The sequence below is a fragment of the Sphingomonas sp. GW821-FHT03E12 genome, from assembly GCF_059420685.1.
This window is the reverse complement of the sequence record NZ_JBWKUF010000002.1, coordinates 709,791-733,434: the sequence shown is the minus strand read 5'-3', so window position 1 is coordinate 733,434 and position 23,644 is coordinate 709,791. Positions and strand designations below refer to the sequence as shown.

The window sequence follows — 23,644 nt, the reverse complement described above, 5'->3', positions numbered from 1 at the left end:
GCGACTCGGCCGAGGAGCGACAGGTTTGATCGTTAATAATAAGACCGAGTTGCAAGTAGCACCCGGCGACCTGTTCCTGCTGATCGTGGCATCCTTCTCCGCCTTTGCTTTTGCGCTCGTCATGCCTTCCGCGCTGAGTGACGGCGATACCGGCTGGCACATTGGCGCGGGCAAGTGGATCCTCGAGCATGGACAGGTGCCGCGCACCGACCCCTTCTCGTTCAGCGCAACCGGCCACGCCTGGATGGCGCACGAATGGCTGAGCGAGATCGTGATGGCCGGGGCATGGTATCTGGCAGGATGGCGCGGCATCATGCTGCTGTTCGGCATGGCGGCGGCGGCACTATGCGCGATGCTGGCATTGCACCTGCGCAAGTGGATGTCACCCGGTGCCGCGGCACTCACCCTCGTCTACGTCGCCGTCGCGCTGCTGCCCATCTATCTCGCCCGGCCGCACATGCTCGCACTACCGCTTCTTGCCGGGTGGATGCTGCTGATGATCCGCGCCCGCGAGCAGGATCGTGCGCCGTCGCCATGGCTCGGCCTGCTGATGCTGGTCTGGGTCAACGCGCACGCCAGCTTCATCATCGGCATCGCCATCGCTGGCGCCTTCGGGCTGGAAGCACTGATCGAAGCGGAGCGCGAGCGGCGCTGGCGCGTGATCCGCGACTGGGGCCTGTTCGGCGCCATCCTGCTCGTCGCCGGGCTGTGCAACCCGGCCGGATTCCACGCCTATGAATACCCTCTCTATGTCAGCCGGCTCGAGCTGCTGAGCTATATCAGCGAGTGGAGACCCGCCTCGTTCGGCGAGATTTCGGCCTTCGAGATCGTCCTGCTTTCGGCGCTCTTCTTCCTGCTCGCCCGGCCCGCGCGCGTGCCGGTGATCCGGCTGTTGATGCTGCTCGGCTTTCTCCATCTCGCGCTCGAGCATATCCGCCAGCTCGCCGTGCTGGCGGTGGTCGCGCCGATCCTCCTCGCCGAGCCCCTGGGCCGCGCATGGAGCGACGGGGCGCAGCGCCCGCGCCCGCCGCTGTTGAGCGCGGTTCGTGCCGAGCATGTCGCGTGGCGGCCGCTGCTCGCGACCGCATTGCTGTTGTTCGCGGGAATGATCGCGGCGCGGCTTGCGATCCCCTTCGATCGCCCGGACAGCCGTGGCGTGCCGCAAACCGCGCTGAGTGCGCTGCCGCCGGATCTGCGTTCCCGTCCGGTATTCAACGAATACAGCTTCGGCGGGCTGTTGGTGCTCGAGGGGATCCGTCCCTTTATCGACGGCCGGTCGGACATGTATGGCGACGCCTTCACCACCGACTATTTCGAGATGGCGCGCGGCGATATCACACGCTGGCGCAAGGCCGACGCCCGCTGGCAATTCGCCTGGACGATCCTGCCTCCGGACAATGCGCTTGCCGCGAAACTGGACAGCGAACCTGGTTGGCGCCGGATTCACGCCGATAAATGGGCGGTGATCCATGTCGCGGACGCGCGGCGCGCCGGCGCGTTCAGGCAGGCACCCGGCAGCGATAGGTCAGGTTCACCCGCTTCGACAGGATCAGATAGGGGAGCCAGATCGCCACGCTGATCAGCACCTTCTTGAGGTTGCCCTCCAGCAGGCCGCCCAGCGGTGCTGCGACTGCCGGGGGCAGGTCGGTCAGCGCACCCATGATCCGTGCGATGCCGATCTGCATCAGGATATCGACAATCCATGCCGCGACCAGGAAACGGGGAAAGCTCGGCACATGGCGAAGCGCCAGCGCGGCGGCGAACGCATACATGCTGGTCATCACGACGACGTCGAGCAGCATCAGTTGGCGCAGCAGAAGGAACCATCCCGGCGCATCTGCCGGCAGAGCCGGGATCGCAGTCAGGAACTCGAAGGCGCGCAGCGGAATATTCAGCAGGATGCCGAGGATCAGCGAGGCCATGAACCCCGTCGCTCCGAACAGCGGCAGCGACCGCGCCGCAACCGGATCGACGCTGCGCCACCGCCCGATCCGGCTGAACCGGAACCGTGGCTGGGGCTGCAGCATATCCTTGCGGAACCAGCGCAGACCGAGGAACATCATCACCATCGGCGCCGCGACGAGCAACGAGTAGGAGAGCAGGTTGGGAGCAAACACCCCCGCCATATCCCCGCCCAGCGACATGCGCAGGCCGGAGGCAAAAGCCGCCGCCGCAGCCCACAGCAGCGCCAGTGCCGGCAGATCCACCTCAAGCCGGCAGATCAACGCTGCACTTCGCGCGGTCAGGCGGTGGCGCAACTCCTGTGTCATGCCCGGTACCTCGTCATCTTCATCTCCAACCTAGACGAATGATCTTCCGGGATGGTTAACTCCCCGAGCGGGGAACATATTGGGGGCCGAATTCATGAGCGCTGATCTAGTTCCCGGCGGATCGAAAACAACCGGCGCAGCGGCGGCAAGCCGCGCGCCCGGGCTTCGGGGCATTGCGAGCCGCATCCGGCAGGTGTTCGACCGCGCGTTCGACGGCGCGGATGGCGGACGCGCGCTGGTCGTCGTCACCCGGTTGCTGCTGGTGCTGATCGCGGTCCCGCTGGTGTGGCGCTTGCCGATCGACGCGCAGTTCTGGGCACAAATGCTGGTGCTTGGCTATGGCATCGCCGCCCTCGCCTTCCTGATCGCGCACCTGTTCCTGTGGCTGATCGATCCGTGGTTACGCAGGCTGGCCGCGCCGGTCGATCTGGCGGTCTGTTGCGCGATGCTGGCGCTCGGCGCATCCAGCCCCGGGCTTTACCTCCCCTTCGTCTGGTTCACGCTTGCCGCGGCACCGTCGCGCAAGTCCCTACTGATCCGGTTGTTCCTGCTCGATCTGGCGATCCTGATCACTGGACCGGGTGCGGACCTGGCTGGCTGGTGGCCGGAGGTCGCGGGCGAGGTCTGGCTTCAGTTCGGGCTGGTCAATCTCGCTGCGCTCATGCTGCTCGGGTGGCGTAGCGGGGCGGTGCGCAACGATAGTAATGTGGCGGAGGAAGAAATCTGGTCCGAAGCCGGCGACGATCCGCGCCTCCTCTCGCTCGACCTGCTTGCGGCCGAGCTCACCCGCCATGTCCGCGCGCCGCACGTGCTGTTCGTCTGGCGGACCGAGGACGGCGGGCGCCACCACGCGGTTCTCGCGGAAAGCGACCGCCTGATCCGGATCGAGACCGACAGCGCCGCGTTCGTGCCGGTGGCGTGGGACGAGCAGGCCTTCCTCTTTGATCCCGGACGCGGTGCGGCCCTGCTGCGCGACTGGCGCGGTACGGTCCGGCGCTCGGCCAAGGAGGCGCCCGCCCTTCCCTCAACCCTCGCGCTCGCCGGAGAGCCGATGTGCGGCGTGCCGATCCAGGCCGGGGAGATGCAGGGGCATGCGATCCTGCTCGGTGTCGGCCGCCCCTCGGGCACCTTGCTCGAAACCGCCGCACGCGCGGGGGAGGCGATGAACGCCGCGCTCGCCCGGCAGCAGGTGCTGGGGCGCTGGTTCGAGCACGCCCAAACCTCTGCGCGGATCGCGATGAGCCGCGATCTGCACGACGGCGTTACCCAGACGCTCGCAGGCCTCCGGCTCAACATCGCGGCACTGCGCAACCGTCTGGACGGCGATCGCGCCGCGCTGGACTCCGATCTCGCGGAGATCGTCTCGGTGATTGCCGCCGAACAGGCCAATCTGCGCGCCCTGATGGTCGATCGCCCGCACGTGAAGAACGACCGCGTCGATCTCATCGCGCTGATCGCCAGGCGGCTCGAGCTCCTCGGGCGGCATTGGCAGATCGAATGCCGGCTCGATTCCAAGGGCGAGGCCGCCATTCCCGTGTCGGCAAGCCTGTCGATGGAAATCGAGCTGCTGATCCGCGAGGCGATCTCCAACGCCGTGCGCTACGCTGGCGCCGGCCAGTTCACGGTCAGGCTCGCGATGCGCGAGGACCAGCTCTTCCTCAGCATCAAGTCCGACGGGCGGCCGCCAGATCCCGCGCAGCAGGTCGACGATGACGGTGCGGAACGCATCGCGTCGCGCTCGCTCGAACGGCGGATCGTGATGCTCGGCGGCACCGCCTATGAGGAGGCGATCAGCGCCGGCACGCTGCTCGCCATCCGCCTTCCGGTCGAGGAGCAGGAGGTCCCTCCGAATCCCGTTCGCGAATGACCCGGACCTTGCGCCGGGCTGGAGGATCCTTGAATATCATCGCCAAAGTTTTTTCGGCCGGCGCGAACCCCGCTACCTGAACTACGCCCGTTAAGCCGTTGGGCGATCAGGACGGATGCTCGCATTGCCGTTGCACGCCGATCCCAAGGGTAAACTCCGCCTTTACCAGCCGGGGAAACCAATCCGGAAAGCCATGTCCGCTACTGTCGGCCCGCAATCAATTCGGAGTCCAACATGGTTCGGGCAATCAAATCGGGCGCGCTCGTCGCAGCGGCTCTTAGCAGCTTGGTGGCGGTCAACGCCTCGGCGGGCGACACCGCGCTCGACGTCGGTTCGAGCCGCTACGTTCTGGGCATCACCGGCTTCGTCCCGGTCATCTGCCGCGCCACCGTCGATGCAACCTCGGTTCCGGCGACCGCCGGCGAAGTCTCGCTCGGCACGCTCAGCGAGTTCTGCAACAGCCCCAATGGCTATGCGATCTACGCCGATCATTCCGCGGCCCTTGCCGGTGGAAGCATCGTCGTCGGCGGGCAGAAGGTCCAGCTTTCGGAAACCGGCTCGACCCGCATCCGCATGTCGGACCGCGCCGCGATCCAGAGCAACGGCGTTTCGCTCGAAGTTCCGCAAGGCGTGACCTCGGCGCAGATCGCGTTCCGGATCGTCCCGCTCTAATCGGCCACGCTAAACTGGTTGCCCTGCCCTCCGGGAGAGAGTCAGAGGACAGGGCAATTCTGTTGCGTCCCGGCCGGCGTGCTCGCCACCAGCGGCGTCACGGTCACCACCAGCACTTCGCCATATTGCGATGACACGGCCTTGCCCTGTCCGCCTTCGAGCAAGGTCGCGGTGATCGGCAGGATGCCGGTCGCCGCGTCGGTACCGGCGCGCTGACAGGTCACGGTGGCAAAGCTCGGGCTGCTGTTGTTCTTCGTCTGGCCCAGGAAGCGGACGCTGTAGCGCAGCGTCTGGTTCGGGTCGGACAGGGTTCCGCCCGGATAGGTCAGCCGATAGGCATTGGGCGAGCTAAGCCCGACCGAGAACGGGCCGGAACTCGCCACCCGCACATAGTTGGTCGAGGGCGTGGTGAAGGTGGCCGGAGCCGCCAGCACCTGCGCCGTCGTCTTGTCGCCGACCTCGCCGAAGTCGAGCGCGGTGCCGACATAGCTCGCCTGCAACCCGCTCAGCACCGTCACCGACACGACGATCGCGTTGGGATGCGTGCCGGTATCGGTGATCGGCCCGCCATTGCCCGTCGCCCTGCAGCTATAGACGATGTCGAAGGACAGCGTGCCGCCCGCGATCAGGTTAAGATTGGCCGGCAGCGTCAGCCCGAAGTTGAGCGTGAACGTGTCCGATGCCTGGTTGTTGCCCGAAAAGGCCCAGCGGAACACGCCGGGCGCCGGGGTCTGGGCATTGATGTTCAGGATCGGCGGCGACTGGTTGGTGCCGAAGAAGATGTTCTGGTTGTAGCCGGTGCCACCGCTGCCCGTGCTCGGCGCGATCATCGGCGTCAGCGTCGCGCCATTCTGCGCCGAGGTCGCGCCCCTGGCATAGAATTCGATGTTCGATGTCTTCTCGCCGCCCGTACCGTTGACGCGCGACAGCGTCACGCCGGTGATGGTGACGCCGAAGGCGGTCGGGCTGAACGGATCATATTGCAGGTTGGCGACGCCACCCGACACCGTGGTCAGGCCGCAAGCGCCCCCCGCCATCGCCTCGCTTCCGGTGAACAGACCGGCCAGCGCGCAGAGAATGAGCCCCAGTTTGCCAAATCGCATGGTTACTTATCCTTCCCCGACTGGATTTCCGGCAGGCGCACAAGGCCTTTGGTGTCGGCCGGGATGGTGATGATGAACGTTGATTTCTTCGCATCGAGCATCTCGATCCGCCAGCGCCCGGGCGCGAGACCCGCCGCGGCGAAGCGGCCGTCGCGCGTGGTGAACACCGTGACCGGCGGCCGGTCGGGATGCGCCAGCTCGGTCGCATTGCCGGTCACCAGGCTCACCGGCTCGCCGTCGCTGTCGAGCAGCCGACCGATCGCGGTGACGAAATAGTCGGATCCGACGACCAGCTTGTAGCCGCTGCGATAGGGCGGCAGCAGGCGGAACGAACCCTGGCCCAGATCGGCTCCCGGCGGCGCGTTCGGCGCGTCGACGGTCAGCGTGCGCTCGGCATAGGAGCTGATGCTCGGCTGCGTGCCCGCCTTCAGCGCCCCGCTGTTCGCGGTGAAGCCGAACGGGGTCGGCTCCACCACGACATTGGCCCCCGCCAGCGTGCGATGCGGCGTGACGATCGCGAAGCTGTCATAGATCGGCCGCCCGACCGAGAAGGCCCCGTCCGCGATCGCGAGCGAGGTGCCGAGCCGCATCGATGTGCGCTGGCTGGTCCGGGCGCCGAACGTCCCCTCGAACGTGCCGAAATGGCTGAGGCCAAGCTCGGCACGGTTCGAATAATAATTGCCGTTGAAGTTGAAGCCCGACCCGCGGTCGCTGCGTTCGACATCGGCGGTGATGTTGTACGATCCGACCCCCTGCCCGTGCAGCGTCTGGAACGATGCGCGCACGCGGTTGTCGCGCGTGTCATAGTCGCCGCGCATGCTCGAATAGCGGCCAAGCCGGACCACCAGCGATGCGAGCGCGCCGACGCGTGACCCTGCCCCATCGCGCTCCCAGCGGCCATCCACAGTCAGGCTCGCGGTGTCGGAGATGCGATAGCCGGTCGTGATCCGGTAGCTGTGCACGTCGCGCTGCGCGCCCCGCCCGATCGAATAGCGCCCGTCGAACCCTGCATAGAGGCGGTCGTTGAACGCGTGCGAATAACCACCGCCGAATTCGGCGCTGAACTGGTTGTCGGGCGCGAAGACGCCCATCGGCCCGAACCGGCGGCTGCGCGTCTCGGCGAACAGGGTCAGCGAATCCGCCTGGCCATCGCGGCGCTGGATCAGCCGCTGGAAGGTCAGCGTCGCGGCGTATCCCGTGCCGAAATTGCGGATGTCGGAGACCGAGAAATTGCCCGCGAACGAGCCCAGCGTGGTCGCCGCGACGAACTCCAGGCCGCCCATCCGCGACCTTTTGTCGGCCTGGACGTTCGCGCCCAGCGTCAGCTGGTCGGTGATGCCGCGGCGGTAGAAACCGGTCACGGCCCAGTCGTCGCTGTAGCGCGGCCCGCGCGGCCCCAGCGGGTTGAGCACGCCCGCATACAGCCCGAACTCGCTCAACCCCTTCGCAAGTTGCGACTGGTCGAGGAACAGGTTGAAGCGAAGCAATTCGGTGCGCCCGGCGTCATCAAGCACAGACAACCGGATATCATTCGCGCCTTGGGTGAAGGGGAAGTCGCGAAGGTCATAGTTACCCGGTGCAAGCTGAAGACGCCGGACGATCTGGCCGTTGACCTCAACCTCTACGGTCGAAGGACGGTCCAGCCGGAAGCTCCGGTCGCCACGCGGCCGGATAATCTGCTGCGGTTGCAACACACTGTACGAACGGAAGATCGAAACGCCGGCGATGTCGGGCGCCGACTGGAACCCGCGGCTGATCGTGCGCAGGTCGCCCACGGTCCAGCGCATCAGGTTCTGCTCGTCGTCATAGACGAAGCGCGAGCCGAGCCGCTGGAAATCCACCCCCGCCGCGCCCGGCTGCCAGATCGCTTCGCCCTCGGCCACCACCGGGCCGATGCGCGTGGCACCATCGAGCGAGAAGATCGGCGAGGTAAAGCCGACATCGCCACCCGCGTGCAGATAATCGAGTGCACCGCGGATATTCAGATAGGCGCTGAAATCGGCCGGCGGCGCAAAGCTGCCGATCCGCTCGCGGTCGAGCGGGCTGACCTGCACCGTCCGGGTGCCGCGCCGCTCTGCCGCGATGATCAGATTGAGCTCGAGCGTCTGCGGATTGTAGCGGATTTGCACACCCGACGCTTCGAAATCGGCGGGCGCCAGCGATGCCTTGGCTGCGGATGCGCCCTGCAGCGCCTTGATCGTGTCGGGATTGAGCACGTTGACGAGCAGGTCGATCAGCCGCTGCGCGGGCAGCTCGATCCGGTCGTCGGGCAGGATCGTGATCTGGATGTCGCCCAGATAGATGGCGCCATCCTTGAGCGGGACGGTCAGCGCGATCGGCTTGCCGGTCGGGTTGAGCCGCATCTGCGGCCCGGCCGCCATCGCCGGGGGCGCCTGGATCGTCACGCGCCGTTCCTGCACCTGCAGTGTCGTTCCTGCCTGATCGGATGCTGCGGCGGGCAGTGCCGCCAGCAGCGGGATCAGGGCGAACGCGCAACCGCTCAGCAGACGCACGCGGTCACGTTTCGGGCGTGAAGCTGACATCGAGCTTTCCCCCCTCGGTTGGCAGCACGATCGGCAGCGTCATGCGGCGCACCTGATTGGCCCCCACCAGGCCAAAGCCGATCGTCTGCTGGATTTCAGGGCCGGAAAGGGTCTTGCGGAAGACCTCCTTGCCCGACGCGTCCCTCTGGACAATCCGCAGCCGGCCGCTCGACAGATACGCATGCGCCGACGAGGGATTGGAAAGGATGAGTACCGGGGCCGGCTTGCCGTCCCCATTCTTGCCGACCTCGGCCGACTGGATGGCGAGCGCGGGCTTCGCACCGGCGGGCGACACGCTGACCAGCACCTGGAAATTGTAGAGGATCTGGATCGCCGACTGCCCCTCGGGGAGCTTGACCGGCAGCTGCGCCACCGTGACGTAATAATGCTTGCTCGCCTTGAGGTCGGGATCACCGACATACTGGATGCGGAAGGTCTGGGTCTGCCCCGGCTGGATCAGCGCCTGGGGCGGAAAGATCAGCAGATCCTCGCTCGGCTTGCCGGTGCTCTTCACGCCAGTGTCGTCGAACGCCAGTTCCTCGACGCGCAGCTCGACGGGCAGCGGGGTCGCAAAGGTGTTCTCCACCGTGATGACCTGGCTCATCCCGCGGCCCGAGACCGTCAGGTCGATCACCACCGGCTGTACGGTCATGCTCCAGGCGGGCGACGCGAAGACCGCCGCTACCGCCGCGAGTACCGTAACGAGACCTCGAAGAAGTTTCATACGTCAGTCTCCCCGCTCTGATCCCCCGATCAGCTCGAAACGTGCAATTCGATCACAACCGTGTCTGAATATCGCCCGGCGACGAGCGGCCCGCCGCCGGCCGGGATCGAAAGGCGCAGCGACAGGTCGCCCGCCATCCCGTCCGGAACGTCGAGCATTGCCAGCGGCGATGCCGCGGCGTTGAGGGTCAGCACACGGCTGTTCCAGTTCGCATCGAGCTGATAGCCGAGCACATCGGCAAAGCCGGTCGCCGTCTGGCGATTGCCCGGATTGCCGCCTTCACGCAGCAGCCCGCCATTCGCGCTGGTCAGCGTCAGCCGGTGCGCGGCATTGCACACCACCGGCAGCTCGATCACCATCTCCGCTGCGCGGGGCTGCGCGGTCTGCGGATCGACCAGCTCGGCGATCCGGATCTCGCCGCTCGACGGGCCGGAACCCACGAAGCTGGCGTTGTTAGCGTTGCCGGCGCGCGCGGTGCGGATGACGCAGGCGGGGGGTGTCCGCCCGGCAAGTTCAATCCGTCCGCGGGCAATGTCGCCCGTTTGCGCCGCTGCCGGGAGTGCAGCGGACAGTGCAAGCGCGCCGGCCAGGGGAATTGCGTACCTCATCATTGCGGCTCCAGGACAATGCGGAGCGTGTCGCCGTAATAGCCGGCGATCACCGGGGCATTGGCGCGCACGTTCGACGCGCCCTGCTGGATCTCGATCCGCAGCTCGAGCGTGCCCGCGCCGGGCCGGTCGATCGTAACCCCGCGCTCGGCGACACGACGCGACAGCGCGTCGGCGTCGAGCGCGGTGTTGACCCCCGCCCAGGAGACCTCCGCCCGGTACGGCACCGCATAGGTGAAGCCGCCGGACGGGATCGCGGCCAGCTCGCTGGTCCGCCACAATCCGTTGTTCTGCGATTCGATGTGCAGGCGATGCGGGAAGCTGCACACGGCCTCGAACTGGATCGCCGCGCGTGCCGCATTCGCCGCCAGCGTCGTCGAATCCACCATCTGGTCGATCTGCAGCGTCTCGCCGCTCAGCCCGCGGAAATTGACCTGCGCGCCCGGCGCCAGCCGCGGCGGCTGAAGCGCGCAGATCTGCGGCGCCGATCCGACCACCGGCATGTTGGTGGTCGCGCTGCGGGTCTGCGCAGCGGCGGGCAGAGCCGCCGCTACCGCAACCAGAGCTAGGAGGGGCGCGACCCGTGACATCTCAGTTCGCCACCGCCAGCGTGACGGTCACCACGCCGAGATAACTGGTATCGGACACCAGCCGCAGCCCGCTGCCGCCATTGGTGCCGAAGGTGCCGATCGAAACGGTGATGTCGCCTGAAAAGGCGGTCGGCCGCGTCTGTATCGCACCGGGATTGCTGCCGGAACCGGTGGCAAAGGTCGCCGCCGTGGTCGTCCAGCCGCTCGCGGTCGCCGTATAGTCGACCGTGCGTGAGAAGCCCGCCGGCGGTGCCGCCGTGAAGTTCTGCGCGGTCATCGGCGTCGCGGCGACGGTGATCGTGCTCCGCGAGCTGCAGAAGGATCCGCTCAGGACCTTGGGCGGCGCGGCCAGATCGGTCCGCAGCAGGCCGGTCGTGGTGTCGATCAGCACGCCGAGGTCGAAGGTCGATCCCCCGCCCACGACCGTCCCGCCCGAACAGAGTGCCGGGACGTTGCCGGTCACTGCGAAGGATTTGGTGTCGGTCGCGCTTTGCGCTGCGGCCGAGCCTGCCGAGAGGGCAACGATCGCGCCCGCGGCCAGGATCAGGGATTTTGCCATCTCAAAGTCCTCCACCCACGGCCGGGCCAAGCGTCACGACGACCAGCCCGTTGTAGATTCCCGCGGTCAGCAGCGCGTCCGAAGGCGCGGTGAATCCCGACAGTGTCACGTTGACGTCGGCGATCTTGGGCGCCGGCTGGGTCGCGCCGGTGCTGGTCGCCGTCGGCGTCGCGCCCGATGCGCTGGCCGCCGAGCTTGCCGCAGTCGGCGACAGCGCCCAGTTGGATGCCGTCGCGGTATAGTTCACCGCCTTGGCGAACCCCGGCTGCACCGGCGACGCATCGGTCGAAACCAACGCAGTCACCTGCACCGTGAGCGCCGACCCGGCGAAGTTGCAGAACGAGTTGGGCAGCGTGACGCTCTGGTCGCCCAGCACCGCGATCCGCCCGACCCGCGTCCCCGAGGTCGCTGCCATCTGGCCGAGATCCACCGTGGAACGCGACGGGGCTCCAAGGATGCACAGCCGCGCCACATTGCCGTTGACGACGACCTGACCGGTCGAGGTATCGCTCGCCGCCTGCGCCATCGCGCTTCCGGGGATCATGGCTGCCGCCGCAGCGGCGATTGTGATCATCAGAGCCTTCATCGTCATGCTCCTTGGTTCCGCCGGGTCAGTTCGCCGCCGCCAGGGTGACGCGCGTCTCGCCCTGATAGGCACCGGCGACGAGCAAGCCCGCGCCGGGTGTGGACGAACCCGAAAGCGTCACGGTGACGTTGCCGGTGAACAGCCCCACGGTGCTGGGGCTGCCCGCCCCGGCGACGATCGAACTGTCGGCGGCATTGACCGAATTGGCGGTCGCCGTGGCGGTATAGTTGACCACACGGTCGAACCCCGCCGGCGGCGCGCTGGTCACCGTGGTGTTGACCACCGGCAATGCCTCGACACTCATCGAAGAGGCGGTGCCGTTGCACCAGCCGACCAGCGTGCGGGACTGGCCGTCGAGCTTGCTCGCATCCAGCTTGCCCGCGCTCGCTCCGGTACCGGACAGCGCCAGCTCACCCGCATTGATCACCGCGTTCGACGTGGTGAACAGGCAGCGTGGCGCCACCGAACCGTCGATCGTCACCGTTCCCGTTGTGGTCTGTGCCAGTGCCGGGGTGGCGGTCGCGGCGGCCAGAACCGCCGAAGCCAGGATCAACTTGCGCATCGTCTCGTCCTCTTCCGCTTCGGGTCAGATGCCGGGCTTGATCACGACGGTGATCTTGCCGGTGTAGACCGGGTCTGCGGCCAGCAGATCGTCGACCGTATTGGTGCGGAATGTGCTCGCGGTGATCGCGATATTGTCCGAACCGTTGTTGGCGACGCGCCCGCCGATCGGGGTGTCGACACCGGCCGCGGCCGCGCTGTCGTTCGAGAAGGGACCCGCAGGGCCACCGGTCGTCGTCACGGCAACATTTGCGGTGAAGTCGATGCTGTTGTCATAGCCGGCGACAGCGGTCGCAGTCGCCGCAGTGATCGGATCGGCATCGACGCTGATCGTCGGCGCTGCGGTGGTGCAGACGACGCGCGCGGTCACGGCGGCGGCGTTGAAGCTCGCGGCCAGGTCGGTGCGCATCTTGCCGTCGGTGCCGGCGAGTTCGCCGAGCGCGACGGTCCGGGTGAAGGTGCTGCCGCCACCGGGCACCACGATGCACTTGGGCGCCACCGAACCGGTGATGTTCACGGTGCCGGTGGTGTTCTGGGCCATCGCCGGAGAGGCGACGGCGAGCGCGGTGCCAGCCGCAAGAAGGGCAAGAACGGTCTTCATCACTTGGTCTCCTGATCTGGCCGGCGTCCGGCCGGGCAAGATTTGGTTTCGCGGCGACATGCCGCACGCATCACGGGCGAGTGGCTGCGCAACGCGGAGGGATGGTTCCCGCCCGCTCATGGCGCGACACTCACGGTCACGGTCAGGGTGTCCGCATAATTTCCCGAAACCAGCATGTTGGCGCCGGAGTAGACGGGCGCGCTGACGCGCACGAACGACCCTGTTTGCAGAATGGAATTGGAATTGAGCCGCAGCCCGTCGGTGGTCGTCGCCGGGCCGCGGAAGCTGCACGGCGTCGCGCTCGTCGCAGTCAGGCCCGCAACCGCGCAGGTCGCCGATGCCGTCGCGCTCGATCCCACCAGGTTGAGCATCACGTCATAGGGCGCGAGCGTCGAATAGCCTGCGGGTGCAGTGCCCCCTGCCTTCAGCCCGCCATTGCTCGACACCACCGCCACCCGCGACGGTCCCGTGCATTCGAGCTGGAACACGAAGTCGTGGCTGAAGCCGGTCTCGTCGAAATTGGGCTGGTCGAAGCTGCCGTTCGGCGCATTCCCCGTGGAGAAGCCGCAGCGGCCGCCGACCGTGGCCCGCACCTGAATCGGAAGCGTGGCGAAACCGCCGGCATTGGGGCCATCGGCATAGTAGGTTTGGGCTGATGCCGGCGCGCTGCAGAGCATCAGCCCCGCTGCCGCCACGCCCCCCAATGTCCAGACCGAAATCCGCAACGCCGCCTCCTAAGAAAAGGCTTCACGAGTCGAAGTTTCGGTTCAGCTTTCGCCTTGCCTTCACCCTGAGGTGCGACATTGCACCCCGACTCGACGTTTACGGATTGTTAAGCAGAACGTCTCAGCTGATCCATTCAACCTTATGGAAAAACTGAAGATATATTAAGCATTATATGGATGAAACTTTAGTTATATATTTGCCTGTCTTGCGATGACAGGCGCGCAGAAGGAAGTCATCAACCGGGTTAGGACTAGAGTTCAGTGCCTGTCCTGGGCAGCCGCTCATTTTCCTTCTGCATCAGCATCGCCAGTTCGACCCGATTCGCGACGTCCAGCTTCGCGAATATCCGGTGCAGCGTCAGCTTGACCGTCCCCTCGGTCACCCCGAGTTCGACTCCGATATCGCGGTTGCGCAGCCCGCGGGTGATGAGCTGGGCGATCGAGCGTTCGCGCAGCGTCAACGCGCTCAGCCGCGTCTCGGACTTGCTGCCCTGCATCGCCAGCGACAACGCCCGCTGCATGATCGAGCGTTCGATCCATTGCCCGCCCGAAGAGATTTCGCGCAGGCACGCCACCAACAGCGTCTCCGCCCCCTCCTTGGGGAGGATACCCTGAACCTTGAGGTCGAGCGCCTCGATCAGATCCGCGTCGGAGATGTGCGCGGTCAGCAGGACGATCGCCCGCTTGTCGTGCCGCGCCCGCAACGTGCGCAGCACGTCCATGCCGCCGCGGTTCGGCATCGCGATGTCGAGGATCAGCACATCGGGTCGAACGGACGGGATCATGTCCAGCGTCTGCGCGCCGTCGCGTGCGGTGCCCACAACCTCGAATTCCGAGTCGCGCAGCACTGCTTCGATGCCTGAGAGCATCAGGGGATGGTCGTCCGCGACAAGGATCCTGGGCTTGGTCATTCCGCCCTCGATTGGACACCGATATGCATTCGAGTCCTGCTGAACGGCCCTAAAGTCAAGATCATAGATGCACCGCCGCCGGGCAATGGCGATCCGCCGGCGTCGGTTCAGGCCCCCGCCGCCGCGTCATCTTCACCCTCGCGAGCCCCTCGGCGACCGAGGCGCAGGAGCGCGATCGTCCCATAGAGAAGGATCAGCGCGAGAAGGTTGATCAGCTCCGGCCATTGTTCGGCGAGCGACGCTCCCATCTGGTTGACTCCGACCATCAGATGAATTCCCGGCGTCGTGGGGAGCAGCCGCCCGAACAAGGCAAGCCAGTCCGGCGTCGCCTCCACTGGCCAGGACAGGCCGGACAGGAAGAAGATCGGGACGGAAGTGACGATCCACAGCTGGATCGGCCGCTCGCGGGTGCGGACGAAGCTGGCCAGCGCCAGCGCACCCGCCACGGTCGCGGCGATGAAAACCGTGGCCGACACCAGCAAGGCGCCAATGTTGCCCTGCGCCCGGGGATAGTCCTGAAACCAGAAGACGAAGCCGGTGAAATAGGCGACGTCGGCGCAGCCGATCGCAAAGAAGGCAAGCGCCACGCCCAGCAGCGCGGAGGGAGCCATCCGCCGCATGCCATGCCGCTCGCGGACGGTGCCCGCCAGCAACGCGAGCCCCATCAACAGCGTCTGGTGGATGATCAGGAACGCGACGCCCGGGAAAATCGTGCTGCCATAGCCTTCCCGCGTGTTGAACAGCGGCCGCTGGATCAGCGCGAGCGGCGGCGGCGCGGGGGCACCCAGCGCCATCGCCTGATCCGTGGCCGCCTCCACCCCGAAGGCGCCGATCGCGCTGCCTACCCCGGCCAGGGCGGTGCTGCTGCGCAGCAGATAGGCACCGTTGCCGTACAGCGCCACCGTGCCCTGCTCGCCGCGCAGGATGCGTTGCTCGAACCCCGCCGGGATGATCACCGCGGCGCTGGCGCGACGGTCCGCGATCCACTTCGCGGCTTCGTCGGGCGAAGCGAGCCGCGCCACAAGCCGCGCGGACTGCACCGCCGCCAGCCTGGTGGTGAGCGACCGGCTCGACCCGCTATGGTCCAGGTCAACCGCGACCACCGGCATCCGCTCCGGCACCTCACCCGAATAGGCGGTAGGGTAGAAGAAGGAGTAGAGGATCGCCGATCCGATCAGCAGGAGCAGCGCGCTGCGATCGGTCAGGATCGCGCGGAACGTGCTGGCGAAGCCGCGCCACATCACCGGCGCCCCCAGGTTTCGGGCTGCGCCGCGGCGGCGATGTAGCGCGGCAGACCGATGGCGAGGCCGACCGGAAGGAAGATCAGCATGACCAGCAGGTGGCGCAGCGAGACCGTTGCGGGCGATCCCATCATCCATTGTTCCGCCAGCAGCTGGGCGAAGGCGGTGTAGGGAAGCAGCGCGCTCCACAGCCGTGCAAAGGCCGACGCAGCCTCGATCGGAAAGATCGCTCCCGCAAAGGCGAAGGAGGCGCCGGCATAGAGGCCGGTCAGCGAAAGCGCAGATCCCATCGACAATGTCAGCCCGGCGAACAGCAGCGCGACTCCGACATAGGCGAGGTACATCGCCGCATACCCCGCCAGCAGCAGCGCGACGCTTCCCGTCACCGGCCAGCCCCGCCCCATTGCGAGCCAGGCGGTCGCCAGCACCCCCCAGCCCATGAAGACGAGGAAATAGGGCGCGATCTTGCCCGCGATCCGCATCGCGGCCTCTCCCCTCCCCGTCTCCCCGATCCACTCGCCGATGGTACCGTCGCGCAGCTCCCGGCCCAGCGCGCCGGCCACCGCGACCATGAAGATCAGGTGGAGCAACGCGGGGTGAATGAGCGCCACCAGCTGAAGTTCGTAGCTTCCCTGCGGATTGAACAGAATGCGCGACTGAACCGCGATCGGCGGCCGGCGGACCTTACCGGGTCCGGCGACGATCGCGGACTGCTCCGCCGCCAGCTTCGCGGCATAGGCCTGAACGACGCCCGAAATCTCGCGCAGCGCTGCACCCGAGGCGGTCGAGTAGCTGGCGTTGTAGAAGGCAAGTACGCGCGCGGTTCCGCCGCGCATCACGGTGCGCGCGGTTCCGGTCGGGATCAGCACCACCGCATAGGCATGCCGCGCACGCACCAGATGCTCGGCCTCCTTCATGTCGCCTGCGACCGCGGCCACCCGCAGCCCGGGCGCCGCGTCCAGGCGCCGCGCGGTTTCGCGCGCGATGCCGCTGCCGTCCTGATCGACGACGACGATGGGCAGGTCGCGCATGACACCGGCCGAAAGCTGGATCGCCACCGTGGCAAGCAACAGCAGCGGCACCCAGGTCAGCAGCGCCAGGTCCCAGAAACTGTGCCGCAGGAACCGCGCTTCCCGCCGGAAACCAGCGGCGAAGGCGACGCCTGCCTTCATTGCGGCCAATCGAACAGCACGGTCATCCCGGGCCTGAGGTTGCGGATCGGCGTCACCGGCACGGCGCGAATCTCGAAGCTTTTCACGTCGAACCCGCTCGACTGCCGGGTCGCGCGCCAGGTCGCGAAATCGCCCGCCGGCGCCAGATAGGTAACCCGGAAACGCGTGCGCTGCATGCCGAGCGCCGGGATCGTGCCGCTGATCTCGGCACCGCGGGCAAGGCCGCGAAGCTGATCCTCGCGCAGGTTGAGCGTGACCCAGGGCCGCGCCACATCGGTCAGCAGGAAGACGGGGAAGCCCTGCGGCACCAGCTCGCCCGGCTGGGCAAGGCGCTTGCCGACCTCGCCGTCGGACGGCGCGAGGATGCGGGTCTCAGCGGCCGCCGCCGCGACCTCCGCCGCCGCCCCGCGCGCCTGCTGAACCTGCCCGGCCGCAGCCGCCTTGTCCTGCCGCCGCGCACCCGCGCGTGCGAGGTCATATTGCGCGCGCGCAGCCTTTGCGGCCTCGGCGGATGCGATCGCATTGGTACGCGCCTCGTCCGCCTTCTGCCCGGCGATCACGCCCTCCCGGTACAGTCTTTGCGTCCGCGCCGCCGTCGTCCCGGCAAGGTCGGCCGCGGCCTGTGCGCGGCGCCATTGGGCTTCGGCAGCGCGAATATCCTCGGTCCGCGCCCCTTCCTCGGCCTTGCTCTCCACAGCCTGCGCCGCCGCCAGCGCGCCGCCGGCCTGCTGCTCCTTCGCGGCGACTTCGGGGCTGGCGAGCGTGTAGAGCAATTGCCCCGCGCGCACCGCCTGGCCTTCCTCGACATGGAAGGCGGCGATCCGCCCGGTCACCTTGCTGGTGACGCGCAGCTCGCGCGCATCGACCATGCCCTGGATCTGGTCGGGCACGGGGCGATAGCTCAGCCACAGGCCGGTGCCGAGCGCGGCGACGATCGCGACGACGATGACCGGAACCAGCCACCGGGGCCGCTCTCGCCGTACGGGTTCGGGGTCAGGTTCGGGATCGGGTTCCGTCACCGCCGGGGCGGCTTCCGGCTTTTCGGGCGCGGGAGCCTTCTCGGGGACCGGCTCGGGCTTGACCGCTTCTGCGGGGGGCTCTTCGCTCATGGGATCACCTTGTCGGCCTGGGCGACATAGTCCGGCATCTTCGCCATCTGCCCACTGACGTTCAGCAGCTGCGCGAGCGCCTGCACATATTCGTTCGCCGCCTGCGCGCGCTGAACGCGGACCCGGCCCAGCCCGAGCTCGGCATCGATCACGTCGAGCGAGGTTGCCTGCTGCTCCCGGAAGGACAGCGTCTGCAGGCGCAGATTCTCCTGCGACGAAGCGAGCGCCCCGTCGAGAAGCAGGAAGCGTTTCCGCGCGGCCTCGACCGCGTTCCATGCCTGGGTCACGCCGATCTCAAGCTGGACCCGTGCCTCCCGGACGCCCGCCCGCGCCTGCTCCGCCACGTGCCGGGCGGCTTCCACCGACTGACGGCGGCCGAGGCCCGACGCGAGCTTGTATTTGACCCCGATCCCGACCGACCAATCCGGATCGGTGAGCAGTGAATCGCGGCGGTCGAAATTATACTGCCCGAATGCATAGACGGTCGGCCGCAGCTTGCTCTGCTGCAATGTGACCCCCGCCGCCGCCTGATCCTCCAGCGCTTCCAGACGGGCCAGCTGCGGATGATTGTCCAGCGCCGCCGTCTTGAACACCGCAAGCGGCGGCAGGCTGTGCGAGATGACGAAGAGCGGACTGACCGGCCGCACCCCGTTGGGCGCGCGGAGCAGGCCGGCAAGCGCCGCGTTCGCGGTGGCGAGGTCCGCGATCGCCTTCTCATACTCCCGCGCCGCATCGTCGCGCGCGACCTCGGCCTGCAGCCGCTGCGCCCGGCTGATGAAGCGCTCACGCTCCAGCTTGGCCGCGTCGGACACGTGGTGCTCCAGGCCGGCCAGGACATCGCGGCGCACCCCCAGTGCGCGCTCCGCCAGCTGCTGCCCGTAATAGGCTGTCACGAGCTGGACGAGCGCATTGTCGACCGCAAGGGCATGGTCCGCCTTGGCCTGCGCGACCTGCGCTTTCGCACCGGCCTGCGTGCCGGAAATCTGTCCGCCGGTGTAGATCGGGAGCGTCGCGGTGACGATCGGCCGGGCACTGTCGCGCCGCTGCTGGAAGCGCAGCGGGTCACGGATCCCATAGGCCTGCGCCACGGGCGCCAGCGAGCCGAGCGGCAGGTACAATGTCTTCTGATATTCGAGCAGTTGCGCCTCGAAATCCACGTCCGGGCGGCTCAGCGTGCGCGTCGCGCCCTCCTGCGCCTCCTTGCTGCGGAGATTGGCGTCGGACGCGGCAAGGGCATCCGATCGCTGCAGCAGGCGCTCCTGCGCGGCAGGATAATCGAGCGCTGCGGGGTCGGCATCCTGAGCCAATACCGGCGGCGCGACAGCGGCCGCACACATCCAGAGCCACCGGTGAATACTCATCGCCCCTCCCGAGCCTGAAAACGGGATGTGGCCAGTCTAAGCCGAACCGCGCTTGATCTGCCACGGGATTTTCACGCGCACACCGTTTCGCGACCGGAAATCGGGTCTAGCGGCTTCGGCTATCGATCGACGCAAGATAGGCCTTTGCCTCCTCGAGGAACGCGCTGGTCAGCCGCCCCATCTGCCCCTGTCGCGGTGTGACGAAGGCATATTCGTGCATGATCGTCGGTACCAGCGGCCGCGCCACCAGCGGCACGCGCAGATAGCTGCGGGCGAGCAGCTCGTTGACGATCGCGATCCCGACGCCGCGCGCCGCCAGCGCGCAGGCCGAGCCATGGGTATGCGTCTCGATCGCCACGCTCGGGCGCAACCGGTGAGTCGCGAACACCTGGTCGATCTGCACCCGCCAGTGTCGTCCCGACCCGAGCAGAATCAGCGGCTGCCCCTTCAGCAGGGTCGGTGTCAGCTCGGCATGGACTGCCAGCGGATGATCGGCGGCCAGTACGCACACCGATCCATTCGCGATCAAAGGCTCATAGTCGAGCTCGTCATCCTCGACCGGCATCTTCATGAATGCGCAATCGGCGATGCGCGTCGCGATCATCGTCTTCGCCGTCTCGATGCTGCGTGAATCGAGGTTGAAGCGGACGCCGGGGTAGCGTTTCAGGAAGCTGGCGACGATTTCGGGCAACACGCCCTCGGCAAAGCTGGGCGGCGCCACGACACGCAGTTCGCCGGTGGCCGAATTGGCGATATCCGTCGCCAGACTGTTGACCCGTTGCAGCCCGGCGAGCGCGAATTCCACCTCGCGCGCCAGCATCAGCCCATCCTGGGTCGGTACGAGCTTGCCCCGGTCGCGATAGAAGAGCTCGAACCCCACCGCCCGCTCCAGCTGGGTCAGCATCCGGCTGACCCCCGGCTGCGTGCTGCCAAGGTTGCGCGCCGCGGCCGTCGCCGACCCGGTCCGCATCACTTCGGCAAAGGCGGTGAGCGTGCGCACGCCCAGCGCCGAGACCGGCCGGGGCGGGCTCACTGCCATCGGTCAGCCGATCGGGACGACCGGCAGCACGATGTACGACGCGGCATCGCGCGCGACATGCACGGTGTTGCGCGCGACCCGCGGCGGCGCGCCGGGCACGCGCCAGTCGCTGTTGGGATTGACGTCGAAATGCGGGAAGTTGCTGCTCGACACCTCGATCCGGATACGGTGCCCGGCGACGAAGCGGTTGCTGGTCGGGAAGCCCGGGATGACGAGTTCATGGATCTTGCCTGGCTCCAGCGGTTCGGGGCGCTCGAACGAATTGCGGAAGCGCGCCCGCAGGATGCCATGCGCCAGGTTCATCGCATAGCCCTGCGGATAGTCGGCGCTCGGTGGATACACATCCACCAGCTTGATCGTGAAGTCGGTATCGATTGCGGAGGATTCGATCATCAGGTGCGCGACGATGCTGCCGGTCACCTCGACGTCCTGCGCCAGCACCTCGGTCTCGAACACGAGTACATCGTCGCGCTCCGCTGTGGCGCGGCCGGGTACGATCCCGCCCAGCATCCCGGCCGCCTCGCGCTGGTCGAACGCGCCCGCGTGCATCAGGGGCGCTCCAGACGCCAGCGCGCCGCCGATCGTCGGCGCCGGGCGGGCGGGGTCGAAATCATAGCGGCGCGGCGGTGCGTCCGCGTCCGGCAGCTCCGCTGCCAGCCGCCCGTCGCCGTGCAGGTAGAACTTGGTTTCCACCGTCCGTGCCAGCGGCCATTCCTGCTCGTCGCGCCATACGCCGCCATGATCCAACCGCCCGTCGGCGGTCCGCCGCCCGCTGCCGCCGCCCATCACGAAGATGCGCACCGGCGCGGGCAGATGCTCCGGCACCTCGCGGCCCAGCATGTGCCGGTCGAACCAGTCGCGGCGCAGCGCGAAATAGTCGCCGCCGACATGGCCGTCGAGCGGCGCCTCCGGCCCGAAATCGACGTCGCCGGCGTGGCGGACCGACCGCTGCCCGTGCGTCCACGGCCCCAGCACCAGCTTCACCGGTCCGCGCTTGATCGGCGCCAGGCCGGTGAAATTCTCGATCGCGGTCTGCGAATAGGGGTCGTACCAGCTCGACATGTGCACCATCGGCACATCGGCATAGCGGTCGAAATAGCCGCGCGCGTAGAGGCCGAGCCGGGTCCAGAAGCCGTCCAGCCGGTCATGGTCCCATTGTTCGAGCACATAGGATTCATATTCGGGCGCTGCGGCGAGCGGAGAGTTGCCTCGCGTCCAGCGCCGCCCGATCCATTCGCGCATGTCCTGCCCCTCCAGCGCCGCGCGCCGCGCCGGATCGGCGGCGGTCTCGGGCGCGAGCAGCGCGTGCTTATGCGCCCAGGTCAGTTGCTTGAGCTCGAACGCACCGCCCTGGCGGATGCCGCCATGATAGGCGCTTGAGAAGCCGCCTGAGTCGAGGAACATCGCCTTGAGGCCCGGTGGATCGAGACAGGCGAGCGCGCTCTGCACGTGCGCGCCATAGGACAGGCCGAGCGTGCCGATCCGCCCGTCGCACCAGGGCTGTTCGAGCAGCCAGGCGAGCGTGTCGGCGCCGTCCTCCGCCTCGTTCAGATATTTGGTGAACTCGCCCTCCGACGCATAGCGGCCGCGGCAATCCTGCAGGACGAAGGCATAGCCTGCCTGCGCGAACCAACGCGCGATCTCCGGCTTGGTGCGCGGCTCGGGATCCTGCTCGGTACGGTCGCCATGATTAGCCTCGCGCTTGCCATAGGGGGTGCGCTCCAGCAGCACCGGGAACGGTCCCGGACCCTCCGGCAGGTAGATATCGGTCGCCAGATGCACGCCATCGCGCATCGGCACCATCGTGTCGGAGATCATGGTCGGATCAGCAATCATTTGAAGGCGAGGACGATATGGGCCGCCGGCGCGCCGGGGCCGACGGGCAGCTGAAGCGAGACCCAGCTGCCGACGAGCAGCATCCCGGTCAGGCCGATCGCGATGGAAAAGGGCAGCATCATCGCGATCAGCGATCCGACGCCGAATCCTTTCACCCAGCGCTGGCACATGATCAGCACGAGCATGAAGTTCGACGCCACCGGCGTGACGATGTTGAAGATCGAATCGCCCATGCGATAGGCGGCAGTGGTCATCTCCGGCGATACACCGAGCAGCATCAGCAGCGGCACTGCGATCGGCGCCATCACGCTCCATTTGGCGCTCGCCGATCCGATCAGCAGGTCGAAGATCGACGACATCAGCAGCAGCATGATCAGCATCAGCGGGAGCGGCAGCGCCAGTTCGCGCAAAGTCTCGGCGCCTTCGATCGCCATCACCGGCCCGAGCTTCGACCAGCCGAACATCGCTACGAAATGCGCCGCGAAGAACACGATCACCAGATAGGGAGCCAGGTCGCGCATCCCTCCGGCCATCATCGCCACCACATCGCGATGCGATTTGATGGTGCCGGCGGCCGCGCCATAGGCCCAGCCCGCGGACAGGAAGAGCAGGAAGAACGCCGCGATCAACGCCGCGTAGAAGGGCGCGAGCCGCGCCCCGCCCGTTGCACCGTCGTCGAGGAGCGGATGGAAGCCCGGCAGCAAGGTCAGTGCAGCGAACAGCGCGACCACCGCCAGCGCGGCGATCCCGGCATATCGCAGCCCGCGCCGCTGGGCATCGTTCAAGGTGCCGGCATTCGGCTCGAGCCCGTCGGGCGGACTCGCCTGCCACCGCGCCAGCCGCGGCTCGACGATGCGATCGCCGACGAACCAGACGACGGGCAGCAATATGAGGCCCAGCGCGGCGGTGAACCACCAGTTGCCGAGGGGATTGAGCGGATAGCCCGGCTCCAGCAGCTGTGCCGCCGCCTGGGTGATGCCCAGCATCAGCACGTCGAACTGGCCCGGGAGCAGATTGCCTGCGAAGGCGCCCGAAATCCCGGCATAGGCAGCCGCGATTCCCATCAGCGGATGCCGCCCGACCTCGGCATAGACGATCGCCGCCAGCGGAATCAGCACCACATAGGGCGCATCGCCGGCATGATGCGACATCAGCCCGATGAAATAGGTGGCAGGCGTGAGGTAACGCACCGGCAGGTTGCGCGCGGCGCGCCCGATCAGCGCGGCGAAGAGACCGGCGCGCTCCGCCACCGCCGCGCCCAGCATCACCACCAGCAGGAAACCGAGCGGGGGGAAGCTCGCAAAGGTCTGCGGCATCTCGACCAGCAGCTTGCGCAGGTTCGCGGCCGAGAACAGGCTCTCCACCACCACCGGCGCGCCGCTCGACGGGTTGACCGCGCGCCACCCGGCCTGTGCGCCGATCAGCGAGACCAGCATCACCGCTGCGATCAGCGCGAGGAAGATGAAGGCCGGGTCCGGCAGGGCATTGCCCAGCCGTTCGACCCGGTCGAGCCAGCCGCGCCGCCCGGCAATCTTCCCGCTCTCCATCGCCCTGCCCCTGTTCGTG

The 23,644-nt window shown here is 67.4% G+C and carries 22 protein-coding genes; 3 read left to right on the top strand and 19 right to left on the bottom strand.

Features of this window, described 5'->3' with window-relative positions:
• The first annotated feature begins 49 nt into the window (after positions 1–49).
• Positions 50–1,579: a hypothetical protein gene (locus tag AC07TU_RS08985; RefSeq protein ID WP_495187561.1), complete on the top strand. Its 1,530-nt coding sequence runs from the start codon at positions 50–52 to the stop codon at positions 1,577–1,579.
• Here the strand turns inward: AC07TU_RS08985 and AC07TU_RS08980 are convergent.
• On the bottom strand, positions 1,500–2,270 hold the full coding sequence (locus tag AC07TU_RS08980) for a DUF2569 domain-containing protein (RefSeq protein ID WP_495187560.1): 771 nt from the start codon (positions 2,268–2,270) through the stop codon (positions 1,500–1,502). The two genes, AC07TU_RS08985 and AC07TU_RS08980, sit on opposite strands and share 80 nt — an antisense overlap.
• 94 nt (positions 2,271–2,364) lie before the next feature.
• On the opposite strand from AC07TU_RS08980, the gene AC07TU_RS08975 reads away from it, so the two are divergent.
• Positions 2,365–4,137: a sensor histidine kinase gene (locus AC07TU_RS08975; protein WP_495187559.1), complete on the top strand. Its 1,773-nt coding sequence runs from the start codon at positions 2,365–2,367 to the stop codon at positions 4,135–4,137.
• Between the two features lie 234 nt (positions 4,138–4,371).
• The gene (locus AC07TU_RS08970) at positions 4,372–4,809 is read left to right on the top strand and encodes a hypothetical protein (RefSeq protein ID WP_495187558.1); all 438 of its coding nucleotides are present in this window, start codon (positions 4,372–4,374) and stop codon (positions 4,807–4,809) included.
• A gap of 41 nt (positions 4,810–4,850) precedes the next feature.
• Here AC07TU_RS08970 and AC07TU_RS08965 read toward each other — a convergent pair whose 3' ends face one another.
• From AC07TU_RS08965 to AC07TU_RS08880, 18 genes are all read right to left on the bottom strand, one after another.
• Complete coding sequence (locus AC07TU_RS08965) at positions 4,851–5,912, bottom strand: hypothetical protein (RefSeq protein ID WP_495187557.1); 1,062 nt, start codon at positions 5,910–5,912, stop codon at positions 4,851–4,853.
• A 2-nt stretch (positions 5,913–5,914) separates the two neighbouring features.
• Positions 5,915–8,425 (bottom strand): fimbria/pilus outer membrane usher protein, encoded by a 2,511-nt coding sequence (locus tag AC07TU_RS08960; RefSeq protein WP_495187556.1) that lies wholly within the window; start codon positions 8,423–8,425, stop codon positions 5,915–5,917.
• Between the two features lie 4 nt (positions 8,426–8,429).
• Complete coding sequence (locus tag AC07TU_RS08955) at positions 8,430–9,179, bottom strand: fimbrial biogenesis chaperone (RefSeq protein ID WP_495187555.1); 750 nt, start codon at positions 9,177–9,179, stop codon at positions 8,430–8,432.
• A 29-nt stretch (positions 9,180–9,208) separates the two neighbouring features.
• Positions 9,209–9,787, bottom strand: coding sequence for a hypothetical protein (locus AC07TU_RS08950; protein ID WP_495187554.1), 579 nt, complete (start codon positions 9,785–9,787; stop codon positions 9,209–9,211).
• Positions 9,787–10,377, bottom strand: coding sequence for a hypothetical protein (locus AC07TU_RS08945; RefSeq protein WP_495187553.1), 591 nt, complete (start codon positions 10,375–10,377; stop codon positions 9,787–9,789). The genes AC07TU_RS08950 and AC07TU_RS08945 overlap by 1 nt, the downstream gene beginning before the upstream one ends.
• Before the next feature lies 1 nt (position 10,378).
• Positions 10,379–10,936 carry a hypothetical protein gene (locus AC07TU_RS08940; protein WP_495187552.1) on the bottom strand — a complete coding sequence of 186 codons (558 nt, stop codon included), beginning with the start codon at positions 10,934–10,936 and terminating at the stop codon, positions 10,379–10,381.
• A 1-nt stretch (position 10,937) separates the two neighbouring features.
• Positions 10,938–11,522: a hypothetical protein gene (locus AC07TU_RS08935; RefSeq protein WP_495187551.1), complete on the bottom strand. Its 585-nt coding sequence runs from the start codon at positions 11,520–11,522 to the stop codon at positions 10,938–10,940.
• A 25-nt stretch (positions 11,523–11,547) separates the two neighbouring features.
• Positions 11,548–12,084, bottom strand: a complete 537-nt coding sequence (locus tag AC07TU_RS08930) for a hypothetical protein (RefSeq protein ID WP_495187550.1) — start codon at positions 12,082–12,084, stop codon at positions 11,548–11,550.
• Positions 12,085–12,108: 24 nt separating this feature from the next.
• Entirely contained in the window at positions 12,109–12,684 is a 576-nt protein-coding gene (locus tag AC07TU_RS08925) for a hypothetical protein (RefSeq protein ID WP_495187549.1), read from the bottom strand.
• Positions 12,685–12,800: 116 nt separating this feature from the next.
• The gene (locus AC07TU_RS08920) at positions 12,801–13,409 is read right to left on the bottom strand and encodes a hypothetical protein (RefSeq protein ID WP_495187548.1); all 609 of its coding nucleotides are present in this window, start codon (positions 13,407–13,409) and stop codon (positions 12,801–12,803) included.
• 251 nt (positions 13,410–13,660) lie between these two features.
• Entirely contained in the window at positions 13,661–14,320 is a 660-nt protein-coding gene (locus AC07TU_RS08915; protein ID WP_495187547.1) for a response regulator, read from the bottom strand.
• Between the two features lie 107 nt (positions 14,321–14,427).
• Positions 14,428–15,561 carry an ABC transporter permease gene (locus AC07TU_RS08910; RefSeq protein WP_495187546.1) on the bottom strand — a complete coding sequence of 378 codons (1,134 nt, stop codon included), beginning with the start codon at positions 15,559–15,561 and terminating at the stop codon, positions 14,428–14,430.
• The gene (locus AC07TU_RS08905; RefSeq protein ID WP_495187545.1) at positions 15,561–16,733 is read right to left on the bottom strand and encodes an ABC transporter permease; all 1,173 of its coding nucleotides are present in this window, start codon (positions 16,731–16,733) and stop codon (positions 15,561–15,563) included. The genes AC07TU_RS08910 and AC07TU_RS08905 overlap by 1 nt, the downstream gene beginning before the upstream one ends.
• Complete coding sequence (locus tag AC07TU_RS08900; RefSeq protein WP_495187544.1) at positions 16,730–17,842, bottom strand: HlyD family secretion protein; 1,113 nt, start codon at positions 17,840–17,842, stop codon at positions 16,730–16,732. Before AC07TU_RS08900 ends, AC07TU_RS08905 begins: the two co-directional genes overlap by 4 nt.
• Positions 17,839–19,203 (bottom strand): TolC family protein, encoded by a 1,365-nt coding sequence (locus AC07TU_RS08895; protein ID WP_495187543.1) that lies wholly within the window; start codon positions 19,201–19,203, stop codon positions 17,839–17,841. Before AC07TU_RS08895 ends, AC07TU_RS08900 begins: the two co-directional genes overlap by 4 nt.
• Before the next feature lie 106 nt (positions 19,204–19,309).
• On the bottom strand, positions 19,310–20,242 hold the full coding sequence (locus tag AC07TU_RS08890) for a LysR family transcriptional regulator (protein WP_495187542.1): 933 nt from the start codon (positions 20,240–20,242) through the stop codon (positions 19,310–19,312).
• A gap of 3 nt (positions 20,243–20,245) precedes the next feature.
• Entirely contained in the window at positions 20,246–22,078 is a 1,833-nt protein-coding gene (locus AC07TU_RS08885) for a CocE/NonD family hydrolase (RefSeq protein ID WP_495187541.1), read from the bottom strand.
• Positions 22,075–23,625, bottom strand: coding sequence for an AbgT family transporter (locus AC07TU_RS08880; protein WP_495187540.1), 1,551 nt, complete (start codon positions 23,623–23,625; stop codon positions 22,075–22,077). The genes AC07TU_RS08885 and AC07TU_RS08880 overlap by 4 nt, the downstream gene beginning before the upstream one ends.
• Positions 23,626–23,644: the final 19 nt, after the last annotated feature.

Bases quoted from the DNA above. Each gene is read 5' to 3' on its own strand.
- AC07TU_RS08980 (WP_495187560.1), bottom strand. From the start codon at position 2,270: ATGACACAGGAGTTGCGCCACCGCCTGACCGCGCGAAGTGCAGCGTTG.
- AC07TU_RS08975 (WP_495187559.1), top strand. From the start codon at position 2,365: ATGAGCGCTGATCTAGTTCCCGGCGGATCGAAAACAACCGGCGCAGCG.
- AC07TU_RS08970 (WP_495187558.1), top strand. From the start codon at position 4,372: ATGGTTCGGGCAATCAAATCGGGCGCGCTCGTCGCAGCGGCTCTTAGC.
- AC07TU_RS08965 (WP_495187557.1), bottom strand. From the start codon at position 5,912: ATGCGATTTGGCAAACTGGGGCTCATTCTCTGCGCGCTGGCCGGTCTG.
- AC07TU_RS08955 (WP_495187555.1), bottom strand. From the start codon at position 9,179: ATGAAACTTCTTCGAGGTCTCGTTACGGTACTCGCGGCGGTAGCGGCG.
- AC07TU_RS08950 (WP_495187554.1), bottom strand. From the start codon at position 9,787: ATGAGGTACGCAATTCCCCTGGCCGGCGCGCTTGCACTGTCCGCTGCA.
- AC07TU_RS08945 (WP_495187553.1), bottom strand. From the start codon at position 10,377: ATGTCACGGGTCGCGCCCCTCCTAGCTCTGGTTGCGGTAGCGGCGGCT.
- AC07TU_RS08940 (WP_495187552.1), bottom strand. From the start codon at position 10,936: ATGGCAAAATCCCTGATCCTGGCCGCGGGCGCGATCGTTGCCCTCTCG.
- AC07TU_RS08935 (WP_495187551.1), bottom strand. From the start codon at position 11,522: ATGAAGGCTCTGATGATCACAATCGCCGCTGCGGCGGCAGCCATGATC.
- AC07TU_RS08930 (WP_495187550.1), bottom strand. From the start codon at position 12,084: ATGCGCAAGTTGATCCTGGCTTCGGCGGTTCTGGCCGCCGCGACCGCC.
- AC07TU_RS08925 (WP_495187549.1), bottom strand. From the start codon at position 12,684: ATGAAGACCGTTCTTGCCCTTCTTGCGGCTGGCACCGCGCTCGCCGTC.
- AC07TU_RS08915 (WP_495187547.1), bottom strand. From the start codon at position 14,320: ATGACCAAGCCCAGGATCCTTGTCGCGGACGACCATCCCCTGATGCTC.
- AC07TU_RS08910 (WP_495187546.1), bottom strand. From the start codon at position 15,561: ATGTGGCGCGGCTTCGCCAGCACGTTCCGCGCGATCCTGACCGATCGC.
- AC07TU_RS08905 (WP_495187545.1), bottom strand. From the start codon at position 16,733: ATGAAGGCAGGCGTCGCCTTCGCCGCTGGTTTCCGGCGGGAAGCGCGG.
- AC07TU_RS08900 (WP_495187544.1), bottom strand. From the start codon at position 17,842: ATGAGCGAAGAGCCCCCCGCAGAAGCGGTCAAGCCCGAGCCGGTCCCC.
- AC07TU_RS08895 (WP_495187543.1), bottom strand. From the start codon at position 19,203: ATGAGTATTCACCGGTGGCTCTGGATGTGTGCGGCCGCTGTCGCGCCG.
- AC07TU_RS08890 (WP_495187542.1), bottom strand. From the start codon at position 20,242: ATGGCAGTGAGCCCGCCCCGGCCGGTCTCGGCGCTGGGCGTGCGCACG.
- AC07TU_RS08885 (WP_495187541.1), bottom strand. From the start codon at position 22,078: ATGATTGCTGATCCGACCATGATCTCCGACACGATGGTGCCGATGCGC.
- AC07TU_RS08880 (WP_495187540.1), bottom strand. From the start codon at position 23,625: ATGGAGAGCGGGAAGATTGCCGGGCGGCGCGGCTGGCTCGACCGGGTC.